Source organism: Salmonella sp. GDC200615 (assembly GCF_050574145.1).
Taxonomy (GTDB): Bacteria; Pseudomonadota; Gammaproteobacteria; order Enterobacterales; family Enterobacteriaceae; genus Salmonella; species Salmonella enterica.
Genome location: NZ_CP192247.1, coordinates 3383967 through 3410015 on the forward strand (window position 1 = coordinate 3383967; position 26049 = coordinate 3410015).

Consider the following 26049-nt stretch of genomic DNA (forward strand, 5'->3'; position numbering starts at 1 on the left):
ACTTTTGTACCCATCGGACCACTTGCAAAATTGCGTTATACTCTGCCCTACCTCGCTTCGGCATCGTTGTCACCTGGAGAGTATGTATGAGTCAGACACTGAATAATTTGCTGACATTATTGAATCTGGAAAAAATTGAAGAAGGACTCTTTCGGGGCCAAAGTGAAGACTTAGGGCTGCGCCAGGTATTTGGCGGTCAGGTGGTGGGCCAGGCGCTCTATGCCGCCAAAGAAACGGTGCCGGAAGCGCGACTGCTGCATTCATTCCACAGTTATTTTCTGCGGCCAGGCGATAGCCAAAAACCCATTATCTATGACGTAGAAGTGCTGCGCGATGGGAATAGCTTCAGCGCCCGCCGCGTTGCCGCAATTCAGAACGGGAAACCCATCTTTTACATGACCGCCTCATTCCAGGCGCCGGAACCGGGTTTTGAACATCAAAAAACCATGCCGACAGCAGTCGGGCCGGAAGGACTACCGTCAGAAACGGAAATCGCGCAATCGCTGGCGCATTTACTGCCGCCGATTCTGAAAGAAAAGTTTCTCTGCGATCGCCCGCTGGAAATTCGTCCCGTCGAATTTCACAATCCGTTGAAAGGTCACGTCGCCGCGCCTGTGCGTCAGGTATGGATTCGCGCCAACGGCACCGTTCCGGATGACATTCGCGTCCATCAATATTTACTGGGATACGCCTCGGATCTGAATTTCCTTCCCGTCGCGCTTCAGCCTCACGGCATCGGTTTTCTGGAAAAGGGCATTCAGATCGCCACGATCGATCACTCTATGTGGTTCCATCGTCCGTTCAATTTTAATGAATGGCTACTTTATAGCGTGGAGAACACTTCCGCCTCCAGCGCCCGGGGCTTTGTTCGCGGCGAGTTTTATACTCAGGATGGCGCGCTGGTCGCTTCAACCGTGCAGGAAGGGGTAATGTGCAATCACAATTAAAAAACGTGCCGCTATGCGGCGTTAATGGCCTGATGACGCTGCGCTTATCCGGCCTACGGTAGACTGGGTAAGCGCAGCGCCATCAGGCATGTTGCGCAATCACGCGTTATACGCATTCTCGCCGTGACTGTTCACATCCAGCCCCTCGCGCTCCTGCTCTTCCGGTACACGCAGTCCAACAAGGATATCCGCCAGTTTGTAACCAACAAACGCGACAACGCCGGACCAGACGACCGTAATAGCAATACTTTCCAGCTGTACCATCACCTGATGTCCCATCGTAACGCCGTCGACAAAGCCGACGCCGCCCAGCGAACTGGCGGCAAAAACGCCGGTCAGGATACAGCCGACTATTCCGCAAACGCCGTGAACGCCAAATACGTCGCACGGATCATCTACCCGTAACAGACGTTTAAGCATGGTGACTCCCCACAATCCCGCCAGACCCGCAATAACGCCGATAACCAGCGCGCCGCCAACGCCAACATAGCCACAGGCTGGCGTCACGCCGACCAGACCGGCAATCGCGCCGGAACACGCCCCCAGCAGGGAAGGCTTACCGCGTAGCGTCCACTCGCCGATAATCCACCCCAGAATCGCGGCGGCGGTCGCCACCACGGTGTTCACAAAGGCCAGCGCTGCTATCTCGTTTGCGCTACCCGCAGAACCCGCGTTAAACCCAAACCAGCCGATATACAGAATCGCAGTACCGGTAAAGACCATCGGCAGGTTATGGGGTTTAAATGATTCTTTCCCAAAGCCGACGCGTTTGCCAATTAAATAAGCCCCCACCAGCCCGGCGATAGCGGCGTTAATATGCACCACCGTACCACCGGCAAAATCCAGCGCGCCGTGAGCAGCCAGCAGGCCGCCGCCCCACACCATGTGCGCAATCGGGATATAAGAGAGCGTGAACCACACCACGACAAAAATCAGCACCGCCGAAAAACGAATACGCTCCGCCAGCGCGCCGACAATCAGCCCGACGGTAATACAGGCGAAAGATCCCTGAAACGCGACATGAATATACTGATAAATCGTCCCCGTTACCGCCGTCAACGCGATATTCTTCAACATCGCCCCATCGGTATTACCGAAGAAATGATTCCCTTCGCCAAAAGCCAGCGAATAGCCGTACACCACCCATAAAATACAGACCAGCGCAAAGGTGACGGTCACTTGCGTTAACATTGACAACACGTTCTTGGCGCGAATTAATCCGCCGTAAAACAGCGCGATACCCGGTATCGTCATGAACAGCACCAGCGCGGTGCAAATCATCATAAAAGCACTATCCGCTTTATCGGCAACCGCCGGCGCGGCTATCGTTAGCCCAGGCAGCAGCGCCAGTGAAGCCAGTGTGGTTTTTATCATCGCTATCTTCATTTTTTCATTTCCTGTTGCTGTGTGGCGGGTCTTACAGCGCTGCTTCGTCAGCTTCGCCGGTACGAATCCGAATAACGCGCATGAGCTCCGCGACGAAAATTTTGCCGTCGCCAATTTTTCCGGTGTAAGCCGCTTTACTGATGATATCGATCACCTCTTCCAGTTGGTCGTCGGCGATAGCCACATCAATTTTGACCTTCGGCAGGAAATTCACGCTGTACTCCGCGCCGCGATACAGTTCGGCGTGTCCTTTCTGACGGCCAAACCCTTTCACTTCGGTGACGGTCAGTCCCTGAATGCCAATGGAAGAAAGCGCCTCCCGCACGTCCTCCAGCTTGAACGGTTTGATAATCACGGTAACCAGCTTCATAGAACCCTCCAGTCAGAATTAGGTAACGGCTGCCGCCGCGCATGGACTCTTCAGAATGGATATTGCAAAGGATGTGCCAGAAGCTGGCGAGCGAGGAAAAGCGCAGTTAGCGGCGCGTCTTTATATTGACGCGCCCCAAAATCGAAGCAGGGAAAGAAAAACGCACCACGACGGTGCATAATGGGCGAGGCTTTGCCCTGTGGTGCCAAACCTTATGCCGCAGGGCCGGGTTCTTCGTGTACGCTGGCGGCTAACTCCTCGCCAACTAACTGTAATTGATACATTTGCCAGTAGCGCCCTTGCGCCGCCAGCAATTGTTGATGCGTCCCGCGCTCCACCGCCTGGCCGCGATGGAGAACCAGAATGGTATCCGCCTCCACGATTGTCGATAGCCGATGGGCAATAACCACCAACGTGGTGCGCTCGCGAATCGCCGCCAGCGCCTGCTGTATCGCCTGCTCAGTGCCGGAATCGATGCTGGCCGTCGCTTCATCAAGAATTAATATTTGCGGGGCGTCAACCAGCACGCGCGCCAGCGCCAATAGCTGTTTTTGCCCGACGGACAGCGTATTTCCCTGCTCGCCGAGATGCGTATGCAGCCCGTCGCTCAGGCCGCGCGCCAGATCTGCCAGTTGTACCGTTTCCAGCGCCTGCCACACCTGCGCCTCGGAGACATCGCGCCCCAGCGTCACATTAGCCAGAAAGGTATCCGCCATCACTACCGGGTCCTGTTGAACCATCGCCACGCCCTGGCGTAAAACGCGATGATTAAGAGAGGCGATTTCTCGCCCATCCAGCCGAATTTCGCCTTGTGTCAGGGGGTAATACCCCATTAATAAGCTGGCGAGCGTGCTCTTCCCGCTGCCGGTGTGCCCCACCAGCGCCACAAAGCTACGGGACGGTACTGATAGCGTAATGTCCTGTAAAACAAGATTATCGTCGCGGTAAGCAAACGACAGATGATCAATATCAATCGCCCCGCTTTGTAACGGCCTGTCGTCGCTGCCATAGCGCTGGCGCGGGCGATCCATCAGTTCAAAAACACGCTCTCCCGCCACAACCGCCTGCTGTAGCATGGATTGCTGGGTGGTCAGTTCAATGAGCGGCTCGTTCAGACGTGACAAATAGCTAATGAACGCATACAGCACCCCGACCTCAATCGTGCCGACAGACGTAAAGCTGAAAAGCATCAACAAACCGCATAAAATGAGCGCGGAAAAGAGGCTAAGCAGCGGACGCAATAAAAAGCCGTCCAAGCGCAGCGTCTGCATCCGCGCCATGTAGTGCGAGCGGCTGGCCTCGCCCATGCGTTCGCCGAAGCGCGCCTGCTGGCGAAACTGCTGGATTACGCTCATCCCATTGATGATTTCGTTAAAGCCGTCGTTAATATCCGCCAGGTATGCCCGCACGCGGCGTACAATCGGCGTGCTGTAGCGCTGATAAATGACCATCACGGTCAACACCGCCGGAAAAATCAAAACCGCCACCAGCGCCATCCGCCAGTCAAGGCTGAACATAGCGACCAGCATGGCGCCGATCAACGCCGCGCTACGTAATACCGTTGCGACGACCGTGACGTACAGATCGCGGATGACTTCCGTATCGTTGGTCACGCGTGAAATTAATTGTCCGACAGGCTGCGTGTCGAAGGCGCTTAGCGGCTGACGCAAGGCGGCATCCATGACGTCCGTGCGCAAGGACTGAACCACGCCAACGGCCGCCCGGTTAAATAATAAAGACTGGGCGTAATGGAGACCCGCCGCCAGAAACTGTAGCCCCACATAGGCGGCCGCCAGCCCCGCGACCTTGCCCAACGGTAAATGGTGGCGGGCCACCATGTTATCAATGAAATAGCTGATCAGCAGCGGACCGCTAACCTCCGCCGCCGCCGCAATCCACAGCATCATCACCGCGACAGAGAGCGGTTTTCGCCATGGCGAGCCATACGCCAGCAACCGTTTCAGCGTCGGCCATAGCTGTCCAAAACTACGCATTCACCGCCTCCTCGCCGCGTTCCGGCGCGTCATCCAGAGCGGCCTCCAGTTGCTGATAGCGATACATATCGCGATACCAGCCAATCTGCTGCGCCAGTTGATCGTGATCGCCGCGCTGAACAACATGACCATGTTGCATAACGATAATTTCATTGGCGTCGGTCAGCGCGGATAAACGATGCGCGCTGATGATGACCGTACGCCCTTCGCCCCACTGGCGCAAATTATGCAAAATCTGATGCTCCGTGCGGCCATCTACTGCAGAAAGCGCATCATCGAGAAGCAGAATTTCCGCATTTAACAGTAGCGCTCTGGCAATCGAGATACGCTGTTTTTGCCCTCCCGATAACATGACGCCACGTTCACCTACCTGCGTGTCGTAGCCCTGAGGCAAACGGAGAATATCCTCATGTACGCTGGCTAAACGCGCCACCTGTTCAATCTCCTCCTGAGTCGCCTCCGGGCGTCCGAGCGCAATATTATTGGCAATAGAGTCCGAGAACAAAAACGGCGTCTGGCTGACGACCGCCAGTCGGCTACGCCAGCTATCCAGCTGCAGATGCGTCAACGGCACGTCATGGAAACGGATCTCTCCCTGCGTCACATCAAAATGGCGCTGGATAAGCGACAATATTGTGCTTTTCCCCGCGCCGGTCGGACCGCATATCCCCAGCATCTGACCCGGTTTAAGACGAAAGTTCACATTCTCCAGCGCCGGATGCGTCGTTTGCGGATAGCAAAACTCACGAATGGCCGCCGTCAGTTCGCCGCGCCCCGCCGGGACCGGCTCTTCGCCATCCTTAACTACCGGCGCTTCCGCCAGCATGGCGCGGATGCGGCTGTAAGCGGCGCTCCCCCGCTCCACGATATTAAACATCCAGGCCAGCGCCAGCATCGGCCAAATCATCAACCCCAGATACATCATAAAGCTGGTGAGTTCGCCCAGCGTCAGGCTGCCGTTAACCACCATCCAGCTTCCGCCGCTAATCGCGAGCAGGTTCGCCATGCCAATGGCGATGTAAATGGTTGGATCAAAACGCGCGTCAATACGCGCCACGCGCATATTTTTCTTGCCGGTATCTTCGGCATCCGCCGCAAACAGCGAAGACTGGCGGTCCTCCAGACCAAACGCTTTGATCATACGGATGCTGGTCAGACTCTCCTGCGTGCGGTCGTTCAGGCCGGAGAAGGAGGCCTGCGCCAGTTTGAAATAGTCATGCAGCCGATCGCCGTAACGTTTGATCATCAGCGCCATAATCGGCATCGGCAACAGCGCTAATAGCGTTAGCTGCCAGCTAATTTGCGTCGACATGACAATCAGTACCGCGCAGCCCATTACCAGCGAGTCAACCAGCGTCAGAACGCCCTCGCCCGCCGCAAATACGACGCGATCCACATCATTCGTCGCACGCGCGATAAGATCGCCCGTCCGATGGCGCTGATAAAATTCAGGATGCTGACGACTCAACTGGCGATAATAATCTTCACGCAGTTCAACGGCTAATTGATAAGAAGCGCCAAACAGCAGCACGCGCCAGACATAGCGCAACAAATAGACCACTACGGCGATCAGGGCAATGGTGCCAATCCACATCGCTATTCGGCCTGGAGTAAAATGCTGTGCGGTTACGCCATCCACGACAATCCCCACCACTTTGGGCGGGATCAGCTGAAGCATCGCAATAAGCATAAGCAGGGCCACCGCGCCAAGATAGCGACGCCATTCCCGGCGAAAGTACCAGCTTAATTGAGCAAATAATCGCACGCGTTATTTCCTGATATGATTTCCGGCAATACCGGGAGAATTATTCAATGGGCAGAGAGGTGGTGTACTTAATCTGTTCCATCGCAAAACTGGAGGTGACGTCTGACAGTCCTGGGACGCTATTGACCAGACGTTTATAGAAGTCGTCATACCGCTTCATGTCGGCCACCTGAACTCGCATCAGATAGTCGTATTCCCCCGCCATCCGCCAGAAGCCAAGCACTTCCGGCATCTCAGAGACGACGGTCACGAACCGACAGTACCATTCACTGCTGTGGTGCTGCGTTTTTATCAACACAAAAGCGGTTAATCCCAGCCCCAGTTTTTCCGGGTCCAGCAGCGCGACCCTGCCAAGCAGGATACCGTCATCTTCCAGGCGTTTAAGCCGCTTCCAGCAAGGCGTTGTCGTCAGATTAACGGCATCCGCCAGCGCCTGCAAAGAGAGGGTACAGTCCTGCTGCAATAAGCAAAGCAGTTTACGGTCAATTTTATCTAACATACCCACTCCATAGAGAATATTTTTCTCCTTACATTGTAATTTAAAGGTCAAATAGCAACAATTTTTTCCGTACTTTTCGCTACCCTTGGCACAAAATGATAAATGGATATTAATGATGAGTAGCAATTGGGTTAAAAATGCCATTAATGAAATTAACGCTGACCACCAGCGCTCGGCGGATACGCATCTTATTCGTTTGCCCCTGTCGGCATTTCCAGGTATCCAGCTTTACCTGAAAGACGAAAGCACGCATCCCACCGGTAGCCTCAAGCATCGTCTGGCGCGCTCGCTGTTCCTTTATGGGTTGTGCAATGGCTGGATTAAAGAAGGCACTCCGATTATTGAAGCATCATCAGGCTCAACGGCGATTTCCGAAGCCTGGTTCGCGCGTTTACTGGGACTGCCGTTCATCGCCGTCATGCCCGCCTGTACCGCAAAACGTAAAATCGAACAGATTCAATTTTACGGCGGCCACTGTCATTTTGTGGAGAGCGCCTGCGAAATTTATGCCGCCTCCGAGCGGCTGGCGCATGAACTGAACGGTCACTATATGGACCAGTTTACCTACGCAGAACGAGCTACCGACTGGCGGGGCAACAATAATATTGCCGACAGTATTTTCCGCCAGATGCGCAACGAACCCCATCCGGTACCGCGATTTATCGTCATGAGCGCCGGAACGGGCGGAACCTCTGCGACGATTGGGCGCTATATTCGCTGCCAGGGCTATGATACTCAGCTCATGGTGGTGGATCCGGAAAATTCCGTCTTTTTACCTTGCTGGCAGGATCGCGACGCTTCATTACGCAGCCCGGTAGGCAGTAAAATTGAAGGAATTGGTCGTCCGCGAGTAGAGCCTTCTTTTATTCCGGATGTCGTGGATGAGATGCTGCGCGTGCCGGACGCCGCCAGCGTTGCCACCGCACACTGGCTGGAAACGCAGCTAGGCCGTAAAGTCGGCGCCTCTACCGGCACGAATATGTGGGGAGCGCTGCAGCTTGCGGCCCGGATGCGCGAGGCTGGAGAAACCGGCGCTATCGTGACGTTATTGTGCGATAGCGGCGATCGCTATCTGGATACCTATTACCATCCGGCCTGGGTTAGCGACCATATCGGCGATTTGACGCCGTGGTCAGCGGCCATCGCAAAATTACTTACCGGCGACTAGAAACCAAAAAAAAGCCAGACTGAATGTCTGGCTTGCTGGAAGAGATCTCTCATTCGGGGGAATAAGGTAGATGCGGATTGTCCAGCCAATGCGTCAAAAAGTGTGATACCGCTTGATTACCACAATGTCCGATAACCGAAAGGTGTGGCAGCGCGGCGATAAGCTGCGGCATGGCATTGCCCATAATGAGCCCCCGCCCGACGCTGCCCAGCATTTCCCGATCGTTCATCGCGTCGCCAAACGCCATGCAATCTGCCAGTGAAAGCCCTAAATGGTTGCTCAATACCGCCAGCGCCGATCCTTTATTGCACCCCAGCGGTAGCACTTCCAGGCAGTCGACGGCAGAGAAACAGAGGTGCGCGCGTTCTTCCAGCGCCTCATTGAGCTGAATGCGCAAACGGATCAGATCGTCATGATCGCCGCAAAAACAGATCTTCGTCACCTGATGGGCCGGAATACTTTTTATATCGATAACCTGATAACGAAAGCCGCTGTAGACGTGCGCCTGGAGTAGCGCGGGGATCTCCTGGCCTGTAAACCAGCCGTTGTCATTAAACACATGCATACTGGCTCGGGTATCCCAGGCATGGTGCATCACCGTATCGGCAACCTGAGGATCGAGATCCTGACGATGCAGCACGTCGCCTTCCAGCGAGTGAATTCGCGTCCCGTTACCGGTAATAAGATAAGCATCCAGTGAAAGCGTCCCCAGAATATGCCGCATTTCCAGCACATGACGACCCGTAGCGAATGTCAGGGTGATATCGCGTTCGCGCAGACGCGCCAGCGTGGCGATCGTTTCTCTACCCAAATGGTGATCGGGCATTAATAACGTGCCATCCATATCAAATGCTGCCAGACGGGCCATCTCTTTCTCCACACTGTGACGCGGTTAACTTGTTGTTCAGTATTACCTGAGATATACGGAAGTAATAGTGAACAGATAAAAGGAAGTGTTCCGGGTTTCTATGAGGCTACTGAATCGGCTTAATCAATATCAACGCCTCTGGCAGCCTTCCGCCGGGGAAACGCAACATGTCACCGTTAGCGAACTGGCCGAACGCTGTTTTTGTAGCGAGCGCCATCTGCGAACGCTGCTGCGTCAGGCCCAGCAGGCAGGTTGGCTAAGATGGGAGGCGCAGTCCGGGCGCGGGAAACGTGGACGGCTCCAGTTTCTGGTCACGCCGGAATCGCTCCGCACCGCCATGATGGAACAGGCGCTGGAAAAAGGGCAGCAGCTCAACGTACTGGAACTGGCGCAGCTGGCGCCGGGCGAGTTACGGGCGATGCTCCAGCCTTTTATGGGCGGCCAATGGCAAAACGATACGCCGACATTGCGTATTCCCTACTATCGTCCGCTTGATCCGCTGCAGCCGGGTTTCCTGCCAGGCCGCGCGGAACAGCATCTCGCAGGGCAAGTTTTTTCCGGGTTAACGCGCTTCGACCGCGACAGTCAATATCCTTGCGGGGATTTGGCGCATCACTGGGAGGTTTCCGCCGACGGTTTACGCTGGGATTTTTATATTCGCTCCACGCTGCACTGGCATAATGGCGATGCGGTGGATACCGCGCAGCTACACGAACGCCTGGAAAGGCTGCTTACCCTACCCGCGCTAAGCAAATTGTTTATTAGCGTCGCACGGATCGAAGTAACGCATCCTCAGTGCCTGACCTTTCTCCTTCACCGACCTGATTACTGGCTGGCGCATCGTCTGGCGAGCTATTGTAGCGGTCTGGCGCATCCTGACCTGCCGCTTATCGGCACCGGTCCTTTTCGCCTGGCGTTGTTCACGCCGGAACTGGTGCGTCTGGAAAGTCATGACCATTATCACCTCAGCCATCCGCTGCTGAAAGCGATTGAATTCTGGATCACCCCGCAACTGTTTGCCCAGGATCTGGGCACCAGTTGCCGCCATCCGGTGCAGATTGCCATCGGCAAACCGGAAGAGCTGGCGACGCTGAGTCAGGTAAGTAGTGGTATCAGTCTTGGCTTTTGTTATTTAACCCTCAAAAAGGGCTCACGGCTCAACGTACAGCAGGCGCGGCGTCTGATACATATTATCCATCATACTTCGCTGCTGAAAACCTTACCGGTAGATGAGAACTTGATTATGCCAAGTCAGGGGCTGCTACCCGGCTGGACAATCCCGCAATGGCAGGACGTTGATGAAACGCCATTGCCGAAAAAACTTACCCTGGCGTATCACCTTCCCGTAGAGCTGCATACGATGGCGGAACAGCTTCGACATTACCTGGCGACGCTCGGCTGTGAGTTAACGTTGATTTTTCATAATGCCAAAAACTGGGATAACTGCCCTGCGTTGACGCAAGCGGATCTGATGATGGGCGACAGGCTGATCGGCGAAGCGCCGGAATATACGCTGGAGCAGTGGCTACGTTGCGATCAGATCTGGTCACATGTCCTGGACGCGCCTGCGTTTTCCCATCTGCAGGCTACGCTTGACGCTCTGCAAATTCAGCCCAATGAAAAAGATCGCCGCGCCGCGCTACAACAAGTTTTTGCTAACCTGATGGATGACGCCACACTTACGCCACTATTTAATTATCACTATCGCATCAGCGCCCCACCGGGCGTTAACGGCGTTCGACTCACCCCTCGCGGCTGGTTTGAATTTAGCGAAGCCTGGCTTCCGCCGCCTTCGCCGTGAAGAAGCTGGTCGGGATTATCCGTACGCGTTACCATATTGGCTTTCGTCATTGATCAGGATAACTATGAAACGCGCCGTTGTTGTATTTAGTGGAGGTCAGGACTCCACCACTTGTCTGGCGCAAGCGCGGCATCAGTATGATGAAGTGCATTGTGTCACGTTTGATTATGGTCAGCGCCACCGCGCAGAGATTGATGTCGCGCGGGCGCTGGCGTTAAAACTTGGCGCACGCGCGCATAAAGTGCTGGATGTCACTTTGCTGAACGAACTGGCGGTCAGCAGCCTGACGCGGGATAGCATTCCGGTGCCGGACTATGAACCGAACGCTGACGGTATCCCCAATACTTTCGTACCGGGACGCAATATTCTCTTTCTGACGCTGGCGGCGATTTACGCTTATCAGGTTAAAGCCGAAGCGGTGATCACTGGCGTTTGCGAGACCGATTTTTCCGGCTATCCAGACTGTCGCGATGAGTTCGTCAAAGCGCTGAATCACGCGGTGAATCTGGGCATGGCGAAAGATATCCGTTTCGAAACGCCCTTAATGTGGATTGATAAAGCTGAAACCTGGGCGCTGGCCGATTATTGGGGCCAACTGGATTTGGTTCGCGAAGAGACGCTGACCTGCTATAACGGCATTAAAGGCGATGGCTGTGGTCATTGCGCGGCCTGTAATCTGCGCGCTAACGGCCTGAATCATTATCTGTCGAATAAAGCGGCGGTGATGGCGGCAATGAAGCAAAAAACCGGGTTAAGGTGATTGTTTTGCCGGATGGCGGCGCATGCACCTTATCCGGCCTCGCGATATTCACCATGGTCAATATCGCCAGGCCGGACAAGTTCAACGCCATCAGACTGCGAAGCGTTATTGCACCATCTGTTCCAGCTTTTCACGCAATTCGCCTTCCAGCGGCAGCGCTTTTTGCGTTTTTAAATCAATACAAACAAACGTGATGAGCGCATCGGCCACCACCTGCCCTTCTGGCTCCAGCGTAATCGTCTGGCTTAATACGCCGCTTTTACCGTTAAGCTGTTGTACCTGGCTGGTCACGGTCAATAGATCGCTCAATACCGCCGGGCGACGGTAATTTATATTGATGTTTACCACCACAAAGGCAATATTGCGGGCCGTCATCCACTGAAAGCTGTCGCTGTTTTCCAGACCATCCCAACGGGCCTCTTCCAGAAACTCCAGATAGCGGGCATTATTAACATGTTGATAAACATCAAGATGATATCCACGAACTTTGATTTGTGTTTGCATAGCGCAATAACCTTACGTTGTTGTTATAAGTAAACGACAAGTACAGAGGTCATAACTGGTATGACCTCTACAGTCTGGCAAATTTTGGCCACTATGCAAGTGATTACAATGTTAAAACTGCCAGATTACGCTCCACCAGCGCGCTTCCCATTCCCGGCACCTGCTTTAAATCATCCACCGTTTTAAAAGGACCATACTCCTCCCGATAGCTCACAATAGCCTGCGCTTTTTTCAGCCCAACGCCGTTCATCACCCGCGCCAGATCCTCCGCAGACGCGGTATTAATGCTCACCCTGGTACCTTCATCATCGCTGGCTTTAGCAGGTAATGCCGCTTTGGCGGAGGATGAAGAAGGCGTATCCGCTTTTGTTTCCACCGCTGCATTTTTTGCGACAGGCGTCGCCGCCAGTGCGCTATGGGCCATGCCCGCGCAGGTTAAAGAAAGTGTAATAAGCAGTGCTTTAATTCCGTGTTTCATACTGTTTTCTCCTTGTTTGTTAACAGTGCAGCCACGATAGCGGGGCGGAGAAAAACGAACAAACGGCAATTCTCAGAAATGGAAAAGGCCGCGAAAGCGGCCTTTGTGGGATACAACGTTTTGCAATTTTTTGCGAAGCGCCTCGACGATTACTGCTGTTCCAGAGCGTCGCCGATTTTGATTTTCGCCTCTTTACGCAGATTGCTCATCAGCGCCTCAAAGACAATTTGCGCATTGTTCTGCGTGATGCCCTGCACCATCGCTTTTTTCTGCGCTTCCGGCATGGCGCCCGCTTTCACCTCGTCAAACGCCAGCAGAACGACGTTACCCTGCATATCGTTCGCCACGCCATAAACTGGCTTATCTTTCGTCGGAAGGCTTAACGCAAAGGCCGCCTGACTCACCGGATCCTGACTGGTACGACTTAACGTTTTAGGCTCGCCAAAACTCAGCCCCGCCGCTTTCATCGCTTCCGCGCCTTTGCCCGCTTTCAGCTCGACCAGCAGTTTTTCCGCATCCAGCTTCGCCTGTTGTTCCGCTTTATTATGCTTCACCAGGGCAGTGACCTGTTCTTTCACTTCTGCCAACGGCTTCACGGCTTCAGGTTTATGTTCGCTCACGCGCACAACAAAAGCCCGGTCGCCATCTACGGTGATAATGTCTGAATTCGGCCCCGGCGTACCGTTTTCGCCTACCAGACCGCCATTAAAGATAGCATCGGCTACCGGTTTGAAGTTCAGCTCTTCCGGTAAGGTGTCACGGCTAAACCAGCCGGTTTCAACGGCTTTTACGCCAGCGACCTGTTCAGCGCCTGCTAACGACTCATTGTCGTTGCTTGCCGCATCGCTCACTTTCTGCTGCAACGCATAGTAAGCATCCAGCGCTTTTTCCTGTTTCACTTTCGCGGCAATGTCGTCGCGAACCTCGCTTAACGGTTTCACTTTGGCAGGCTGAATATCATCCAGACGCGCCACCAGAAAACCGACAGACGACTTAATCACGCCAGATATCTGGCCTTTTTCTTTTAATCCGGCGTTTTTCAGTTCCGGCACCGTGGCAGACTCTTCCAGCCAGCCCATATCGCCGCCATTACGCGCAGAGATGATATCGGTAGATTTCTCTTTCGCCAGCGTGGCGAAATCTTCGCCCTTGTTCAGCGCATCCAGTACCGCTTTCGCATCATCTTCCGTTTTGGTCTGAATAATGCTGTAACGAATACGCTCCGGCTGAGTAAACTGATCTACATGCTGGTCATAATAGGCCTGAATATCCGCATCGCTGACCGGTGCCTGCATCGTCGCGGCATCCAGCTTGATATAGCTTACGCGGAACTGTTCCGGCGTCATAAAGCGGACTTTATTCTGATCGTAGTAGCTGGACACTTCCTGATCGGTCACCTGCTGCTTCGCCGCCAGCGCGTTGACATCAATAACGGCTTCACGCACCACGCGCTGTTGAGAGACTAATGCCGCCAGTTCGTCGGTTTCCCCTTTCAGCATAAAATCAGTACCGGCCACGCCGTTGATCAGTTGCTGAGTGGTAAGCTGGTTACGCAGCGCCTGAGCGTACTGATCGGCGGTCATTCCCATCTGATTCACAATCGCGTTATAGCGGTTGTTGTCAAACTTACCGTCCACCTGAAAAGCGGGAGTGGCGAAAATCGCCTGTTTTACCTGCTCATCGCTGATGCCCAGTTTCAGTTCGCGGGAATATTGATCCAACAGCGCTTCATCTATCAGACGATTCAGCACCTGCTGGCGCAGGCTTTTCATATAACCTTCGTTGGCCGCCAGTTCAGAATACCTGTCGCCCAACTGCTGCTGCATACGGTTACGTTCGTTGTTAAACGCATTCTCAAACTGTGCCCGGCTGATTTCCTGGCCATTCACTTTTGCGGCGTAGTTATTGCTTCCGCCAATCAGGTAACCACTAACGCCGGTCAAAATGAACGACACGATAATGATAACGAAAATAATCTTGAGCACGAGACTGTTTGCAGCCGTGCGTAAGCTGTCCATCATGGTGTAACCACACTCCGCTGTAGGTGACTTTACACTTTATCTTTCAGGCGGCTTCTCTGCTGGCTACTGAGTGATTCGCTCAGTAGCCGCGTCGACGCAACCTGAATGATTTGCGTATAGAGACTTCACGCGCATCGCATTTTCTGAACGCGGCGCACAAAAGCCTATTGTGACAAGAAACGAGGGCAATTGTCAGCCCGCAACGCACAGAAAGTCCCGAATCGCCAATAAAAAAGGCACATCAGTTGATGCGCCCTTGTACTTTGTCACATCCCCCGAGGGGATCACGCTTAGTTTACCGCGTCTTTCAGCGCTTTACCTGCACGGAAACTCGGCACTTTGGCAGCGGCGATGGTGATCTCTTTACCTGTTTGCGGGTTGCGACCAGTACGGGCAGCACGCTCTTTAACAGCAAAAGTACCAAAGCCTACCAGTGCAACGTCATCCCCTTCTTTCAGAGATTCGGTAACAGAAGCAATAATCGCATCTAACGCACGTCCAGCCGCAGCCTTAGAGATATCAGCCCCTGCAGCAATTTTTTCGATCAGTTGAGATTTATTCACTCTTCTCTTCCTCTTTATAATTTATATCGCACCTGAATCCTTCGAAGTACGACCGCGCAGCAGTTATATCAGGCCTGCCACGCCCTTACAACACCCGTTAATGGTGGCAGACCCAATCAACCATCTAAATTAGCTATACAAAAAAAGGCTGGCAAGTCCGAAATAGCCTGCCAGCCCTGTTTTTATTAGCGCTATTTGCGCGAGGTCACTATTTTGCGGTTACAACCTGCATTCCAGACGGTTCGTTTTGCAGAGCAAGCGTCAGAACTTCCTCAATGCGCTTCACAGGATGAATATCCAGATCGGCAATCACGTTGTCCGGAATTTCCTCCAGGTCACGTTTATTTTCGAACGGAATTAAGACCGTTTTAATCCCGCCGCGATGCGCCGCCAACAGTTTTTCTTTCAGGCCGCCGATCGGCAACACCTGACCACGCAGCGTGATCTCACCGGTCATTGCCACATCTGCGCGCACCGGATTACCGGTCAGGCAGGAAACCAGCGCGGTACACATCGCGATACCGGCGCTTGGACCGTCTTTCGGCGTTGCGCCTTCCGGCACGTGAACGTGGATATCGCGTTTTTCGTAAAAGTCCGGATTAATACCCAGTTTTTCCGCGCGCGCACGCACCACGGTCAGCGCCGCCTGAATGGATTCCTGCATCACTTCACCGAGCGAGCCGGTGTAGGTCAACTTGCCTTTGCCCGGGACGCAGGCGGTTTCGATGGTCAACAGATCGCCGCCCACTTCCGTCCACGCCAGGCCCGTCACCTGACCTACGCGGTTTTCGCTATCCGCGCGGCCATAGTCAAAGCGCTGCACACCGAGGTAGTCGTGCAGATTATCACCGTTAATTTCGATATGTTTTAACGACTTATCGAGCAACAGTTGTTTAACCGCTTTGCGGCACAGTTTGGAGATTTCACGCTCCAGACTACGAACGCCCGCTTCACGCGTGTAATAGCGGATAATACCGATAATCGCGCTATCGTCGACCGTCAGTTCGCCTTTCTTCAGCGCGTTACGCTCGATCTGCTTCGGCAGCAGGTGACGTTTAGCAATATTCAGCTTCTCGTCTTCGGTATAACCGGACAGACGGATCACTTCCATACGATCCAGCAGCGGCGCCGGAATGTTCATGGAGTTGGAAGTGGCGACGAACATCACATCGCTGAGATCGTAATCCACTTCCAAGTAATGATCGCTGAACGCCACGTTCTGCTCCGGATCCAGCACTTCCAGCAGTGCGGAAGCCGGATCGCCGCGCATGTCAGAAGACATTTTGTCGATCTCATCGAGCAGGAACAGTGGGTTTTTAACCCCCACTTTGGCCATTTTTTGGATCAGTTTACCCGGCATAGAGCCAATGTAAGTCCGGCGATGACCGCGGATTTCCGCTTCATCACGCACGCCGCCCAGCGCCATACGGATGTATTTACGCCCTGTTGCTTTAGCGATGGACTGGCCCAACGAGGTTTTACCTACCCCCGGCGGCCCCACCAGACACAGGATCGGCCCCTTGATTTTATTTACACGGCTTTGAACCGCGAGATACTCAAGGATGCGGTCTTTCACGCGCTCCAGACCATAATGGTCAGTATCGAGGATTTCCTGCGCCTGACGCAGGTCTTTTTTGACCTTGCTACGCGCATTCCACGGCACCTGCACCATCCAGTCGATGTAGCCGCGCACCACGGTCGCTTCCGCCGACATCGGAGACATCATTTTCAGCTTCTGCAGTTCCGCTTCCGCTTTCTCTTTCGCCTCTTTCGGCATTTTCGCCGCGTCGATCTTACGCTTCAGCGCTTCGTTTTCGTCCGGCGCGTCGTCCATCTCGCCAAGCTCTTTCTGAATCGCTTTCATTTGCTCGTTCAGATAGTACTCGCGCTGGGATTTCTCCATCTGCTTTTTCACGCGGTTGCGAATGCGTTTCTCAACCTGCAGCAGATCGATTTCAGATTCCATCATCGCCATCAGATATTCCAGACGTTCGTTAACGTCGGACATCTCCAGTACGGACTGTTTATCCGCCAGTTTCAGCGGCATATGCGCGGCGATGGTGTCAGCCAGACGTGCAGGGTCGTCAATGCTATTGAGTGACGTCAGCACTTCCGGCGGAATTTTTTTGTTCAGCTTGATGTAGCCTTCGAACTGGCTGATAGCGGTACGCACCAGCACTTCTTGTTCACGCTCATCAATGGCTGGCGAATCAAGGTACTCCGCCTTCGCGGAGAAATGTTCGCCGTTGTCAGACAGCGCGGAAATACGCGCGCGCTGTAACCCCTCGACCAGCACTTTTACGGTGCCGTCAGGCAGTTTCAGCATCTGCAAAATAGAGGCCACGGTCCCGACGGTGAAAAGATCGTTTACACCCGGCTCATCCGTCGATGCTTCCTTCTGGGCGACCAGCATGATTTTTTTATCATGGTCCATAGCCGCTTCCAGACAACGGATAGATTTCTCCCGCCCTACAAATAAGGGTATGACCATGTGCGGATAAACCACCACATCGCGCAAGGGCAATACGGGGATTTCAATGCGTTCAGAACGCTCAGGATTCATAGAGCTCTCTCTTAGTTTAGTGTCCGCCAGGTAATCAGATAGTATAGCTGTGCTCCATACCACCTATAACATGTACGTCAGTATATGGGGATGTTTCCCACACATTCAACGGCGTGTTTACAGGAAAAACGAAAGGGGAGATAAAATCCCCCCTTTTTTGGCTAACTGATTGTATGAATGTTTAATTATTCGCCAGAAGCCTGCGCTTCCGGTTTGCCGTAAATCAGCAACGGCTTACTCTGACCGGCAATAACGGACTCGTCGATCACCACTTTTTCGACGTCTTCCATAGATGGCAAATCGTACATGGTATCCAGCAGCGCCGCTTCGACGATAGAACGCAGGCCACGGGCGCCGGTTTTACGCGCCATTGCTTTCCTGGCGATAGCGTCCAGCGCTTCGTCACGGAATTCCAGATCGACGCCTTCCAGGTTAAACAGCGCCTGATACTGCTTGGTCAGCGCATTTTTCGGCTCTTTCAGGATTTGAATCAGCGCTTCTTCGCTGAGTTCATTCAGCGTCGCTACCACTGGCAGACGACCGATAAACTCAGGAATCAGACCAAATTTGATCAAATCTTCCGGTTCAACCTGCGACCACAGCTCGCCTTCGCTGGCTTTGTCGGACTTCGCTTTCACCGTCGCGCCAAAACCAATGCCGGAGCCGGTTTCAACACGGTTAGCGATCACTTTATCCAGACCGGCAAACGCGCCGCCGCAGATAAACAGAATCTTAGAGGTATCTACCTGTAAGAACTCCTGCTGCGGATGTTTGCGACCGCCCTGCGGTGGAACCGCGGCGACGGTGCCTTCGATCAGTTTCAGCAACGCCTGCTGTACGCCTTCGCCGGAAACATCGCGGGTAATGGACGGATTGTCTGATTTACGCGAAATCTTATCGATTTCATCAATGTAGACAATCCCACGCTGCGCTTTTTGCACGTCGTAGTCGCATTTCTGCAACAGTTTCTGAATGATATTCTCGACGTCTTCACCAACGTAACCCGCTTCGGTTAGCGTGGTCGCATCCGCCATAGTGAACGGCACATCCAGCAAGCGCGCCAGCGTTTCCGCCAGCAGCGTTTTACCGGAACCGGTCGGTCCAATCAGCAGAATGTTGCTTTTACCTAACTCGACGCCATTGCTGGTATCGCCGTTACGCAGACGCTTGTAGTGGTTATAGACCGCCACCGCCAGCACTTTTTTCGCCTGCTCCTGGCCGATAACGTAATCGTCCAGGTGGGTACGAATTTCATGCGGCGTCGGCAGCGCACTACGTTCACGGTGCGGAGCAACTTCTTTAATTTCTTCGCGCATAATGTCGTTACATAAATCGACGCATTCGTCGCAGATATACACGGATGGACCGGCAATCAGCTTGCGCACTTCATGCTGGCTTTTGCCGCAAAAAGAGCAGTACAACAATTTGCCCGAGCCATCTTTGCGTTTATCTGTCATGAGTCAAAACCTCTTCTTTGTTCTTTGTGCCGCACACGACGACGCAAATGCCATTCTCAGGCGCAAGCCGCTAATCAGCGTTGTGCCGCCCTTCATTAGTATATACACAAAATCATTCGAGCTACATCAAGGCGGCAACTCGGCGACTCCGCAGGCTCTTACATAAGTAAGTCACTGGGAGGCGCGCTAACAGCCAACACCGAGGTAGCGTGAAGGATGAAGTGTATAGCGGCACACTTGCGTCCAGGGCATCAATTACGATGGGTCAAAATTGAGTCAACCAAACCGTACTCTACCGCTTCAGGCGCGGAGAGGAAGCGATCGCGCTCAGTATCACGTTCAATCTGCTCAAGAGATTGACCCGTATGATGCGCCATAAGTTCATTCATGCGCCCTTTTACTTTCAAAATTTCGCGGGCGTGAATTTCAATATCCGTCGCCTGGCCCTGGTAGCCGCCCAGCGGCTGGTGGATCATGACGCGAGAGTTCGGCAAGCAGAAACGTTTGCCTTTCGCCCCGGCAGTCAGCAGAAACGCCCCCATAGAGGCCGCCTGTCCCATACAAATGGTGCTGACGTCTGGCTTAATAAACTGCATGGTGTCATAGATGGACATCCCCGCAGTAATTACGCCGCCAGGAGAATTAATGTACAGATAGATATCTTTTTCCGGGTTTTCCGCTTCCAGGAACAGCATCTGCGCCACGATCAGGTTAGCCATATGGTCTTCGACCTGGCCGGTCAGAAATATGACGCGTTCCTTAAGTAGACGAGAATAGATATCAAAAGAGCGCTCACCGCGTGAGGTCTGTTCAATGACCATCGGCACCAGCGCCATATGAGGGGCCAAATTATCTCGTTCTCCGCTGTATGACATTTCCGTCTCCTGGATAAAAATTGAAAAAACCTGCTGTACTGATTGTAACCTGATGGACGGATTATCAGCCAGTCCCTCTGTAATGGGTACGGCATCGCCATAATTCAAGCATAACAATCTTTTGCTCTAACGCTAACACTGAAACGCGGTTTTCGCACCCTTACCATGCAAAATGCGTGACAAAAAAAAACCCGTCACTGAAAGGTGACGGGTTTTTGTGCAAATTTCGTGCTTTTAACGCGACAAATTACGCCTGCTGGTTCATCAGCTCATTGAAGGAAGTGGCTTTTTCAGACACTTTCGCTTTTGCCAGAACCGCTTCAACAGCCTGTTCTTCCAGAGCGACGTTACGCATATTGTCCATCAGCTCTTTATTTTTGCTGTAGAACTCAATTACTTCTTTCGGATCTTCGTAAGCAGACGCCATCTCTTCGATCAGGCCTTTAACGCGTTCTTCGTCCGCTTTCAGCTCGTTGGTACGAATGACTTCGCCGAGCAGCAGACCGACAACTACACGACGCTTAGCCTGTTCTTCGAACAGTTCGCGCGGCAGCTCCAGAGCCTGTTTCTCGTTACCACCAAAACGCTGCGCAGCCTGACGACGCAGAACGTCGATTTCGCTGTCGATCAGCGCAGCCGGTACGTCGATGTCGTTAGCTTTTACCAGACCTTCAATCGCCTGAGACTTAACGCGGTTACGCACCGCGCCTTTCAGCTCGCGTTCCATGTTTTTACGTACTTCAGCGCGCAGACCGGCTACGGAACCATCTTCAACGCCGAAACGTTTGATGAATTCTTCGGTCAGTTCCGGCAGTTCGCGTTCTTCAACTTTCTTCAGGTTGATAACGAACTTAGCCGCTTTACCTTTCAGGTTTTCAGCATGGTACTCTTCCGGGAAGGTCACATCGATAGTGAACTCTTCGCCAGCTTTGTGGCCTTTAACGCCGTCTTCAAAGCCCGGAATCATACGACCCTGGCCCATCGCCAGAACGAAATCGGTCGCTTTGCCGCCTTCGAACTCTTCGCCGTCTACAGAGCCGGTGAGGTCGATGGTCACACGGTCTTCCGCATCAGCAGCGCCGTCTTTTTCTTTCCAGGTCGCCTGCTGCTTACGCAGGGTGTCCAGCATCACATCAACGTCAGCGTCGGTGACTTCAACAACCGGTTTTTCAACTTCGATGGACTCGAGGCCGGTCAGTTCAACTTCCGGATAGACTTCAAACTCGACGGAGTAAGTGAAGTCTTCACCCACTTTGTATTCGCCCGGAACATAGTTCGGCGCGCCTGCCGGGTTAATTTTTTCTTTGATGATCGCGTCAACGAAGTTGCTGCTCATCAGATCGCCCAGCACGTCCTGGCGAACAGAAGCGCCATAACGCTGAGCGACGATATTCATCGGTACTTTGCCTTTACGGAAGCCGTCAATACGTACTTTTTTCGCTACGTTGACCAGCTCGCTTTTTACAGCGGTCTCGATGCTGTCAGCAGCGATTGTAATCGTTACACGGCGGCCAAGGCCCTGAGTGGTTTCAACTGAAACTTGCATCTTGTTACCTCAAAAAATCACAGTGCTCGGTCAACTCTACTCCGCAAGCACGTGCTATTTGCTTCGCGGAACCGGGATGTTCTCATAATCAATCACATTCCCTGTCGTCAGAATCATCCCGAAGACGTTCATATATAAGACGGCGCATTATAGCGGCATCACTTTTGTGAGTCGAGAACGGTGATTGTGCGATGCTGCGGCGGTTTTCACAATTCTCGGCTAATTTTTGTCTGAATACTGTACGACACGCTCAAAATTCAGACAAAACAAAACGGCCCGCAGGCCGTTTTCACATAATTCTGTAGCAACATACTGGAAAAGCGGAGGTAGTTGCAAATCCGTTTTGCTACGCGATGCTTCCCGCGCCGCGACAAGGAGGCGACGCGAAGATAGTATCCTGCAATCCTTCCCACTCTTTGAGGGTATAAGTATGCAGTGCCAGCGCATGTACGGTTGTGGAAAGTTCCGCCGTTAACGTACCGTAAATCATCCGATGACGATTAAGAAAACGTTCGCCTGTAAAGCGATCGCTCACCAGCACGACCTTAAAATGGCTTTCCGATCCTGCAGGAACATTGTGACGATAGCTTTCATCCACAACTTCGAGAAACACGGGGTCGAACGCTGTCCTTAATTTTTCTTCTATTTGCTCACGTATCATCATGAAAATCTCCTCCGACAACGCTGTGATGTCACCCATCCCTTTAAATACTAGCCGCTTTTACCGTTTCCATTACAGCATGACAACAAAAATTTAGCTTTCGTCTGATTATTTCAGCCAAACGTATGAAGTTTACTGCCTTAATCATTCTTTTAGCGCTCAAAATCCCCGCTCGCGCCGTTATCAATACCAAATCGGACATTACGACGAATTTACCTGCGTTGACCACTTCCCCTCGCCGTTAGCGGTGTTATGATGGCGGGAATTTTTACCTATCACGTTTTAAGCGTCATTGAGAGCCTGAATATGTTAAAAAAACTTCTCTTTCCGTTAGTCGCTCTGTTTATGCTGGCAGGATGCGCCACACCGCCGACGACCATTGACGTCGCGCCGAAGATCACCTTGCCACAGCAGGACCCGAGCCTGATGGGCGTCACCGTTAGCATTACCGGCGCGGACCAGCGCCAGGATCAAGCGTTAGCGAAAGTCACGCGTAACAACCAGCTGGTAACGTTAACCGCCTCCCGCGATTTACGCTTCCTGTTACAAGAAGTCCTGGAAAAACAGATGACGGCGCGGGGCTATATGATCGGGCCTAACGGCGCGGTTAATCTGCAGATTATTGTTAACCAACTGTATGCTGATGTTTCCCGGGGCAGCGTGCGCTACAACATCGCGACCAAAGCGGATATCGCGATTATTGCGACCGCGGCAAATGGCAGCAAGATGACCAAAAACTATCGCGCCAACTACTCTATTGAAGGGGCGTTCCAGGCCTCTAACCAGAATATTGCCGACGCAGTGAATAGCGTTCTGACCGATACCATTGCTGATATGTCTCAGGACACCAGTATTCACGATTTTATCAAGCAAAACGCCCGTTAATAGCAACAACAAGACCCGGCAGAAGCCGGGTCTGTAGATGCCTATGTCAAGTCAATATTTACGTATTTTCCAGCAACCGCGCTCAGCCATTCTGCTGATATTGGGTTTTGCCTCCGGTCTCCCGCTGGCGCTCACTTCCGGTACGCTACAGGCGTGGATGACCGTCGAGAATATCGATCTTAAAACGATTGGCTTCTTCTCGCTGGTTGGTCAGGCCTATGTGTTTAAGTTTCTCTGGTCCCCGCTGATGGACCGCTACACGCCGCCTTTTTTAGGTCGTCGTCGCGGTTGGTTACTCGCCACCCAACTGTTGTTACTGGCGGCGATTGCGGCGATGGGCTTTCTTGAACCCGGCACGCAGCTACGCTGGATGGCGGCGCTGGCGGTGGTGATTGCTTTTTGCTCCGCCTCGCAGGATATCGTGTTCGACGCCTGGAAAACCGATGTTTTACCCGCAGAAGAACGCGGCGCTGGCGCGGCAATCAGCGTGCTTGGCTACCGGTTGGGAATGCTGGTTTCCGGCGGACTGGCGCTATGGCTGGCCGATCGCTGGCTCGGCTGGCAGGGCATGTACTGGCTGATGGCGGCATTGCTGATCCCCTGCATTATCGCCACCTTACTGGCGCCGGAACCGACCGATACTATCCCGTCCCCGAAATCGCTGGAACAGGCCGTCGTCGCGCCGCTACGCGATTTCTTTGGCCGTAATAACGCCTGGCTGATTTTACTGCTCATTGTGCTTTATAAACTGGGTGATGCCTTCGCTATGAGCCTGACCACCACCTTTTTGATTCGCGGCGTCGGCTTTGACGCCGGCGAAGTCGGCGTGGTCAATAAAACGCTGGGCCTGCTGGCGACGATCGTCGGCGCGTTATACGGCGGCATATTAATGCAGCGTCTTTCGCTGTTTCGCGCGCTGCTGATTTTCGGCATTTTGCAAGGCGCGTCCAACGCCGGTTACTGGTTGCTCTCCATTACCGATAAAAACATGTTCAGCATGGGCGCGGCGGTCTTTTTCGAAAATCTGTGCGGCGGGATGGGTACTGCCGCCTTTGTCGCCTTATTAATGACGCTATGTAATAAGTCGTTTTCCGCAACACAGTTTGCCCTACTGTCGGCCCTCTCCGCAGTAGGCCGCGTTTATGTTGGTCCTGTAGCGGGCTGGTTCGTTGAAGCGTACGGCTGGCCGACATTCTACCTCTTCTCGGTTGTTGCCGCCGTTCCCGGGCTGTTACTGTTGCTGGTCTGTCGGCAAACGCTGGAATATAGCTGGCAGAACGAGCGTTTCATTCCCCGCACGCAATACCGTGGCGCCTACAATTTCGCGCTTTCAATCCTGCTCGCGGGCGTCGCTTTGCTGGCGGTATGGGTACTCCTGCTGACCATGAACGCGTTGGATTACACTAACTTCTCATTCCTGTCCGGATTGCTTGAGACTGCGGTAGCGGTTGCCGTGTGCGGCATTGTCTTTGGCGGGTTGCTGGACTACCTGGCACTACGAAAAACACGCCTGCTCTAAAACATTATTTGCCGTTGTAATAACGACCCGGAATTATAACGGCTAAATAACCATCAATTGATAAAAAATATATTTGTCTTTTTGTGCGCAACAGAATTTTGGAAATTATTGGTAATTTCTACGCTACCTATTTTCTTTACACGATTCAGCCGATTAAATTTAAATTTCTGCCGTTGATTGTCCTTTTATTGATAATAAATTGTTAAGTAATTGTTTTATTTTTACATTGGTTATACCAATTATCCCTCAACATCCCACTTACAGACCTCATCCGTTATAACGCAAAGTTTCAACAGTGTCTTAAAGTTATTTCGACATACTTGGCAACATATGTGACATGCGCGGCAGAACTTGGTAATACAGAACCAATCATGTTTACAGTAATGTAACCTTACCTTAAAATGCCCCTACACTTTAAACGCCACCAGGTCCCGTGGAATTGAGGTCGTTAAATGAGACTCAGGAAATACAATAAAAGTTTGGGATGGTTGTCATTAATTGCAGGCACTGCATTACTCAGTGGCTGTAATTCTGCGCTGCTGGATCCCAAAGGACAGATTGGACTGGAGCAACGTTCGCTGATACTGACGGCATTTGGCCTGATGTTGATCGTCGTTATTCCCGCCATCTTGATGGCTGTTGGTTTCGCCTGGAAGTATCGTGCGAGTAATAAGGATGCGAAGTATAGCCCGAACTGGTCACACTCCAATAAAGTGGAAGCCGTGGTCTGGACGGTGCCTATCTTAATCATCATTTTCCTTGCCGTACTGACCTGGAAAACCACGCACGCGCTTGAACCAAGCAAGCCGCTGGCGCATGACGAAAAACCGATCACCATCGAAGTGGTTTCCATGGACTGGAAATGGTTCTTCATCTATCCGGAGCAGGGTATCGCCACCGTCAACGAGATCGCCTTCCCGGCGAACACGCCGGTTTATTTCAAAGTGACCTCCAACTCCGTGATGAACTCCTTCTTTATCCCGCGTCTGGGTAGCCAGATTTATGCCATGGCCGGTATGCAAACACGTTTGCATCTGATCGCCAACGAACCCGGAACCTACGATGGCATCTCCGCCAGCTATAGTGGCCCGGGCTTCTCTGGTATGAAGTTTAAAGCTATCGCCACCAAAGACCGCGCAGAATTCGACCAATGGGTCGCAAAAGCGAAGCAGTCTCCGAACACCATGAATGATATGGCGGCGTTCGAGAAAGTGGCTATGCCAAGCGAGTACAACAAGGTGGAATATTTCTCCAGCGTGAAACCAGATTTGTTCAAGGACGTTATTAACAAATTCATGGACCACGGTAAGAGCATGGACATGACCCAACCTGAAGGTGAGCACAGCTCGCATGAAGGAATGGAAGGTATGGACATGAGCCACGCGGAATCCGCCAACTCCAAGGGTTGAGGAAGATAAG

General features: G+C 52.9%; 23 protein-coding genes. 8 read left to right on the forward strand and 15 right to left on the reverse strand.

Annotated elements, in window-relative coordinates; genetic code table 11:
* The first annotated feature begins 86 nt into the window (after positions 1 to 86).
* A complete protein-coding gene (tesB, locus tag ACQ29O_RS16365; RefSeq protein ID WP_000084173.1) occupies positions 87 to 947 on the forward strand; it encodes an acyl-CoA thioesterase II in 861 nt (286 codons plus the stop codon).
* A gap of 99 nt (positions 948 to 1046) precedes the next feature.
* Here tesB and amtB read toward each other — a convergent pair whose 3' ends face one another.
* Both amtB and glnK read right to left on the reverse strand, forming a co-directional pair.
* Positions 1047 to 2333 (reverse strand): ammonium transporter AmtB, encoded by a 1287-nt coding sequence (gene amtB, locus ACQ29O_RS16370; protein ID WP_000684918.1) that lies wholly within the window; start codon positions 2331 to 2333, stop codon positions 1047 to 1049.
* A gap of 31 nt (positions 2334 to 2364) precedes the next feature.
* Positions 2365 to 2703, reverse strand: coding sequence for a P-II family nitrogen regulator (gene glnK, locus ACQ29O_RS16375; protein WP_000780341.1), 339 nt, complete (start codon positions 2701 to 2703; stop codon positions 2365 to 2367).
* A 55-nt stretch (positions 2704 to 2758) separates the two neighbouring features.
* On the opposite strand from glnK, the gene ACQ29O_RS16380 reads away from it, so the two are divergent.
* Positions 2759 to 2884: a hypothetical protein gene (locus tag ACQ29O_RS16380; RefSeq protein WP_016712120.1), complete on the forward strand. Its 126-nt coding sequence runs from the start codon at positions 2759 to 2761 to the stop codon at positions 2882 to 2884.
* 31 nt (positions 2885 to 2915) lie between these two features.
* On the opposite strand, the gene ACQ29O_RS16385 is transcribed toward ACQ29O_RS16380, so the two are convergent.
* The 3 genes from ACQ29O_RS16385 to decR are packed head-to-tail and all read right to left on the reverse strand — an operon-like array spanning position 2916 to position 6961.
* Entirely contained in the window at positions 2916 to 4697 is a 1782-nt protein-coding gene (locus tag ACQ29O_RS16385) for a SmdB family multidrug efflux ABC transporter permease/ATP-binding protein (protein ID WP_001256085.1), read from the reverse strand.
* A complete protein-coding gene (locus ACQ29O_RS16390) occupies positions 4690 to 6462 on the reverse strand; it encodes a SmdA family multidrug ABC transporter permease/ATP-binding protein (RefSeq protein ID WP_001235569.1) in 1773 nt (590 codons plus the stop codon). The genes ACQ29O_RS16385 and ACQ29O_RS16390 overlap by 8 nt, the downstream gene beginning before the upstream one ends.
* Before the next feature lie 40 nt (positions 6463 to 6502).
* Positions 6503 to 6961 carry a DNA-binding transcriptional regulator DecR gene (gene decR, locus ACQ29O_RS16395; RefSeq protein WP_000884593.1) on the reverse strand — a complete coding sequence of 153 codons (459 nt, stop codon included), beginning with the start codon at positions 6959 to 6961 and terminating at the stop codon, positions 6503 to 6505.
* A 112-nt stretch (positions 6962 to 7073) separates the two neighbouring features.
* On the opposite strand from decR, the gene cdsH reads away from it, so the two are divergent.
* Positions 7074 to 8129, forward strand: a complete 1056-nt coding sequence (cdsH, locus tag ACQ29O_RS16400) for a cysteine desulfhydrase (RefSeq protein WP_000987847.1) — start codon at positions 7074 to 7076, stop codon at positions 8127 to 8129.
* Between the two features lie 49 nt (positions 8130 to 8178).
* On the opposite strand, the gene cof is transcribed toward cdsH, so the two are convergent.
* Positions 8179 to 8997: an HMP-PP phosphatase gene (gene cof / locus ACQ29O_RS16405; protein WP_000113030.1), complete on the reverse strand. Its 819-nt coding sequence runs from the start codon at positions 8995 to 8997 to the stop codon at positions 8179 to 8181.
* A gap of 100 nt (positions 8998 to 9097) precedes the next feature.
* On the opposite strand from cof, the gene ACQ29O_RS16410 reads away from it, so the two are divergent.
* The gene (locus ACQ29O_RS16410; protein WP_001238165.1) at positions 9098 to 10798 is read left to right on the forward strand and encodes an SgrR family transcriptional regulator; all 1701 of its coding nucleotides are present in this window, start codon (positions 9098 to 9100) and stop codon (positions 10796 to 10798) included.
* 64 nt (positions 10799 to 10862) lie between these two features.
* Positions 10863 to 11558, forward strand: coding sequence for a 7-cyano-7-deazaguanine synthase QueC (queC, locus tag ACQ29O_RS16415; protein WP_000817201.1), 696 nt, complete (start codon positions 10863 to 10865; stop codon positions 11556 to 11558).
* A 105-nt stretch (positions 11559 to 11663) separates the two neighbouring features.
* On the opposite strand, the gene fadM is transcribed toward queC, so the two are convergent.
* From fadM to bolA, 9 genes are all read right to left on the reverse strand, one after another.
* On the reverse strand, positions 11664 to 12062 hold the full coding sequence (gene fadM, locus ACQ29O_RS16420; RefSeq protein ID WP_001194543.1) for a long-chain acyl-CoA thioesterase FadM: 399 nt from the start codon (positions 12060 to 12062) through the stop codon (positions 11664 to 11666).
* Positions 12063 to 12165: 103 nt separating this feature from the next.
* The gene (locus tag ACQ29O_RS16425) at positions 12166 to 12540 is read right to left on the reverse strand and encodes a helix-hairpin-helix domain-containing protein (protein ID WP_000680322.1); all 375 of its coding nucleotides are present in this window, start codon (positions 12538 to 12540) and stop codon (positions 12166 to 12168) included.
* A gap of 149 nt (positions 12541 to 12689) precedes the next feature.
* Positions 12690 to 14561: a peptidylprolyl isomerase gene (ppiD, locus tag ACQ29O_RS16430; protein WP_000969434.1), complete on the reverse strand. Its 1872-nt coding sequence runs from the start codon at positions 14559 to 14561 to the stop codon at positions 12690 to 12692.
* A gap of 290 nt (positions 14562 to 14851) precedes the next feature.
* Complete coding sequence (hupB, locus tag ACQ29O_RS16435) at positions 14852 to 15124, reverse strand: nucleoid-associated protein HU-beta (RefSeq protein ID WP_001043544.1); 273 nt, start codon at positions 15122 to 15124, stop codon at positions 14852 to 14854.
* Positions 15125 to 15332: 208 nt separating this feature from the next.
* Positions 15333 to 17687: an endopeptidase La gene (gene lon, locus ACQ29O_RS16440; RefSeq protein WP_001067723.1), complete on the reverse strand. Its 2355-nt coding sequence runs from the start codon at positions 17685 to 17687 to the stop codon at positions 15333 to 15335.
* 185 nt (positions 17688 to 17872) lie between these two features.
* Positions 17873 to 19144: an ATP-dependent protease ATP-binding subunit ClpX gene (clpX, locus tag ACQ29O_RS16445; RefSeq protein WP_000130319.1), complete on the reverse strand. Its 1272-nt coding sequence runs from the start codon at positions 19142 to 19144 to the stop codon at positions 17873 to 17875.
* 251 nt (positions 19145 to 19395) lie between these two features.
* Positions 19396 to 20019, reverse strand: coding sequence for an ATP-dependent Clp endopeptidase proteolytic subunit ClpP (gene clpP, locus ACQ29O_RS16450; protein ID WP_000122257.1), 624 nt, complete (start codon positions 20017 to 20019; stop codon positions 19396 to 19398).
* Between the two features lie 247 nt (positions 20020 to 20266).
* A complete protein-coding gene (gene tig / locus ACQ29O_RS16455) occupies positions 20267 to 21565 on the reverse strand; it encodes a trigger factor (protein ID WP_001198411.1) in 1299 nt (432 codons plus the stop codon).
* A 346-nt stretch (positions 21566 to 21911) separates the two neighbouring features.
* Complete coding sequence (gene bolA / locus ACQ29O_RS16460; protein WP_000973433.1) at positions 21912 to 22229, reverse strand: transcriptional regulator BolA; 318 nt, start codon at positions 22227 to 22229, stop codon at positions 21912 to 21914.
* Between the two features lie 303 nt (positions 22230 to 22532).
* On the opposite strand from bolA, the gene ACQ29O_RS16465 reads away from it, so the two are divergent.
* The 3 genes from ACQ29O_RS16465 (at position 22533) to cyoA (ending at position 26039) form a co-directional block, all read left to right on the forward strand.
* Positions 22533 to 23111, forward strand: a complete 579-nt coding sequence (locus ACQ29O_RS16465; RefSeq protein ID WP_001747361.1) for a lipoprotein — start codon at positions 22533 to 22535, stop codon at positions 23109 to 23111.
* 43 nt (positions 23112 to 23154) lie between these two features.
* Positions 23155 to 24630, forward strand: coding sequence for a muropeptide MFS transporter AmpG (gene ampG, locus ACQ29O_RS16470; protein ID WP_000098485.1), 1476 nt, complete (start codon positions 23155 to 23157; stop codon positions 24628 to 24630).
* Between the two features lie 452 nt (positions 24631 to 25082).
* Positions 25083 to 26039, forward strand: coding sequence for a cytochrome o ubiquinol oxidase subunit II (cyoA, locus tag ACQ29O_RS16475; RefSeq protein WP_001239448.1), 957 nt, complete (start codon positions 25083 to 25085; stop codon positions 26037 to 26039).
* The last annotated feature ends 10 nt before the right edge of the window (positions 26040 to 26049 follow it).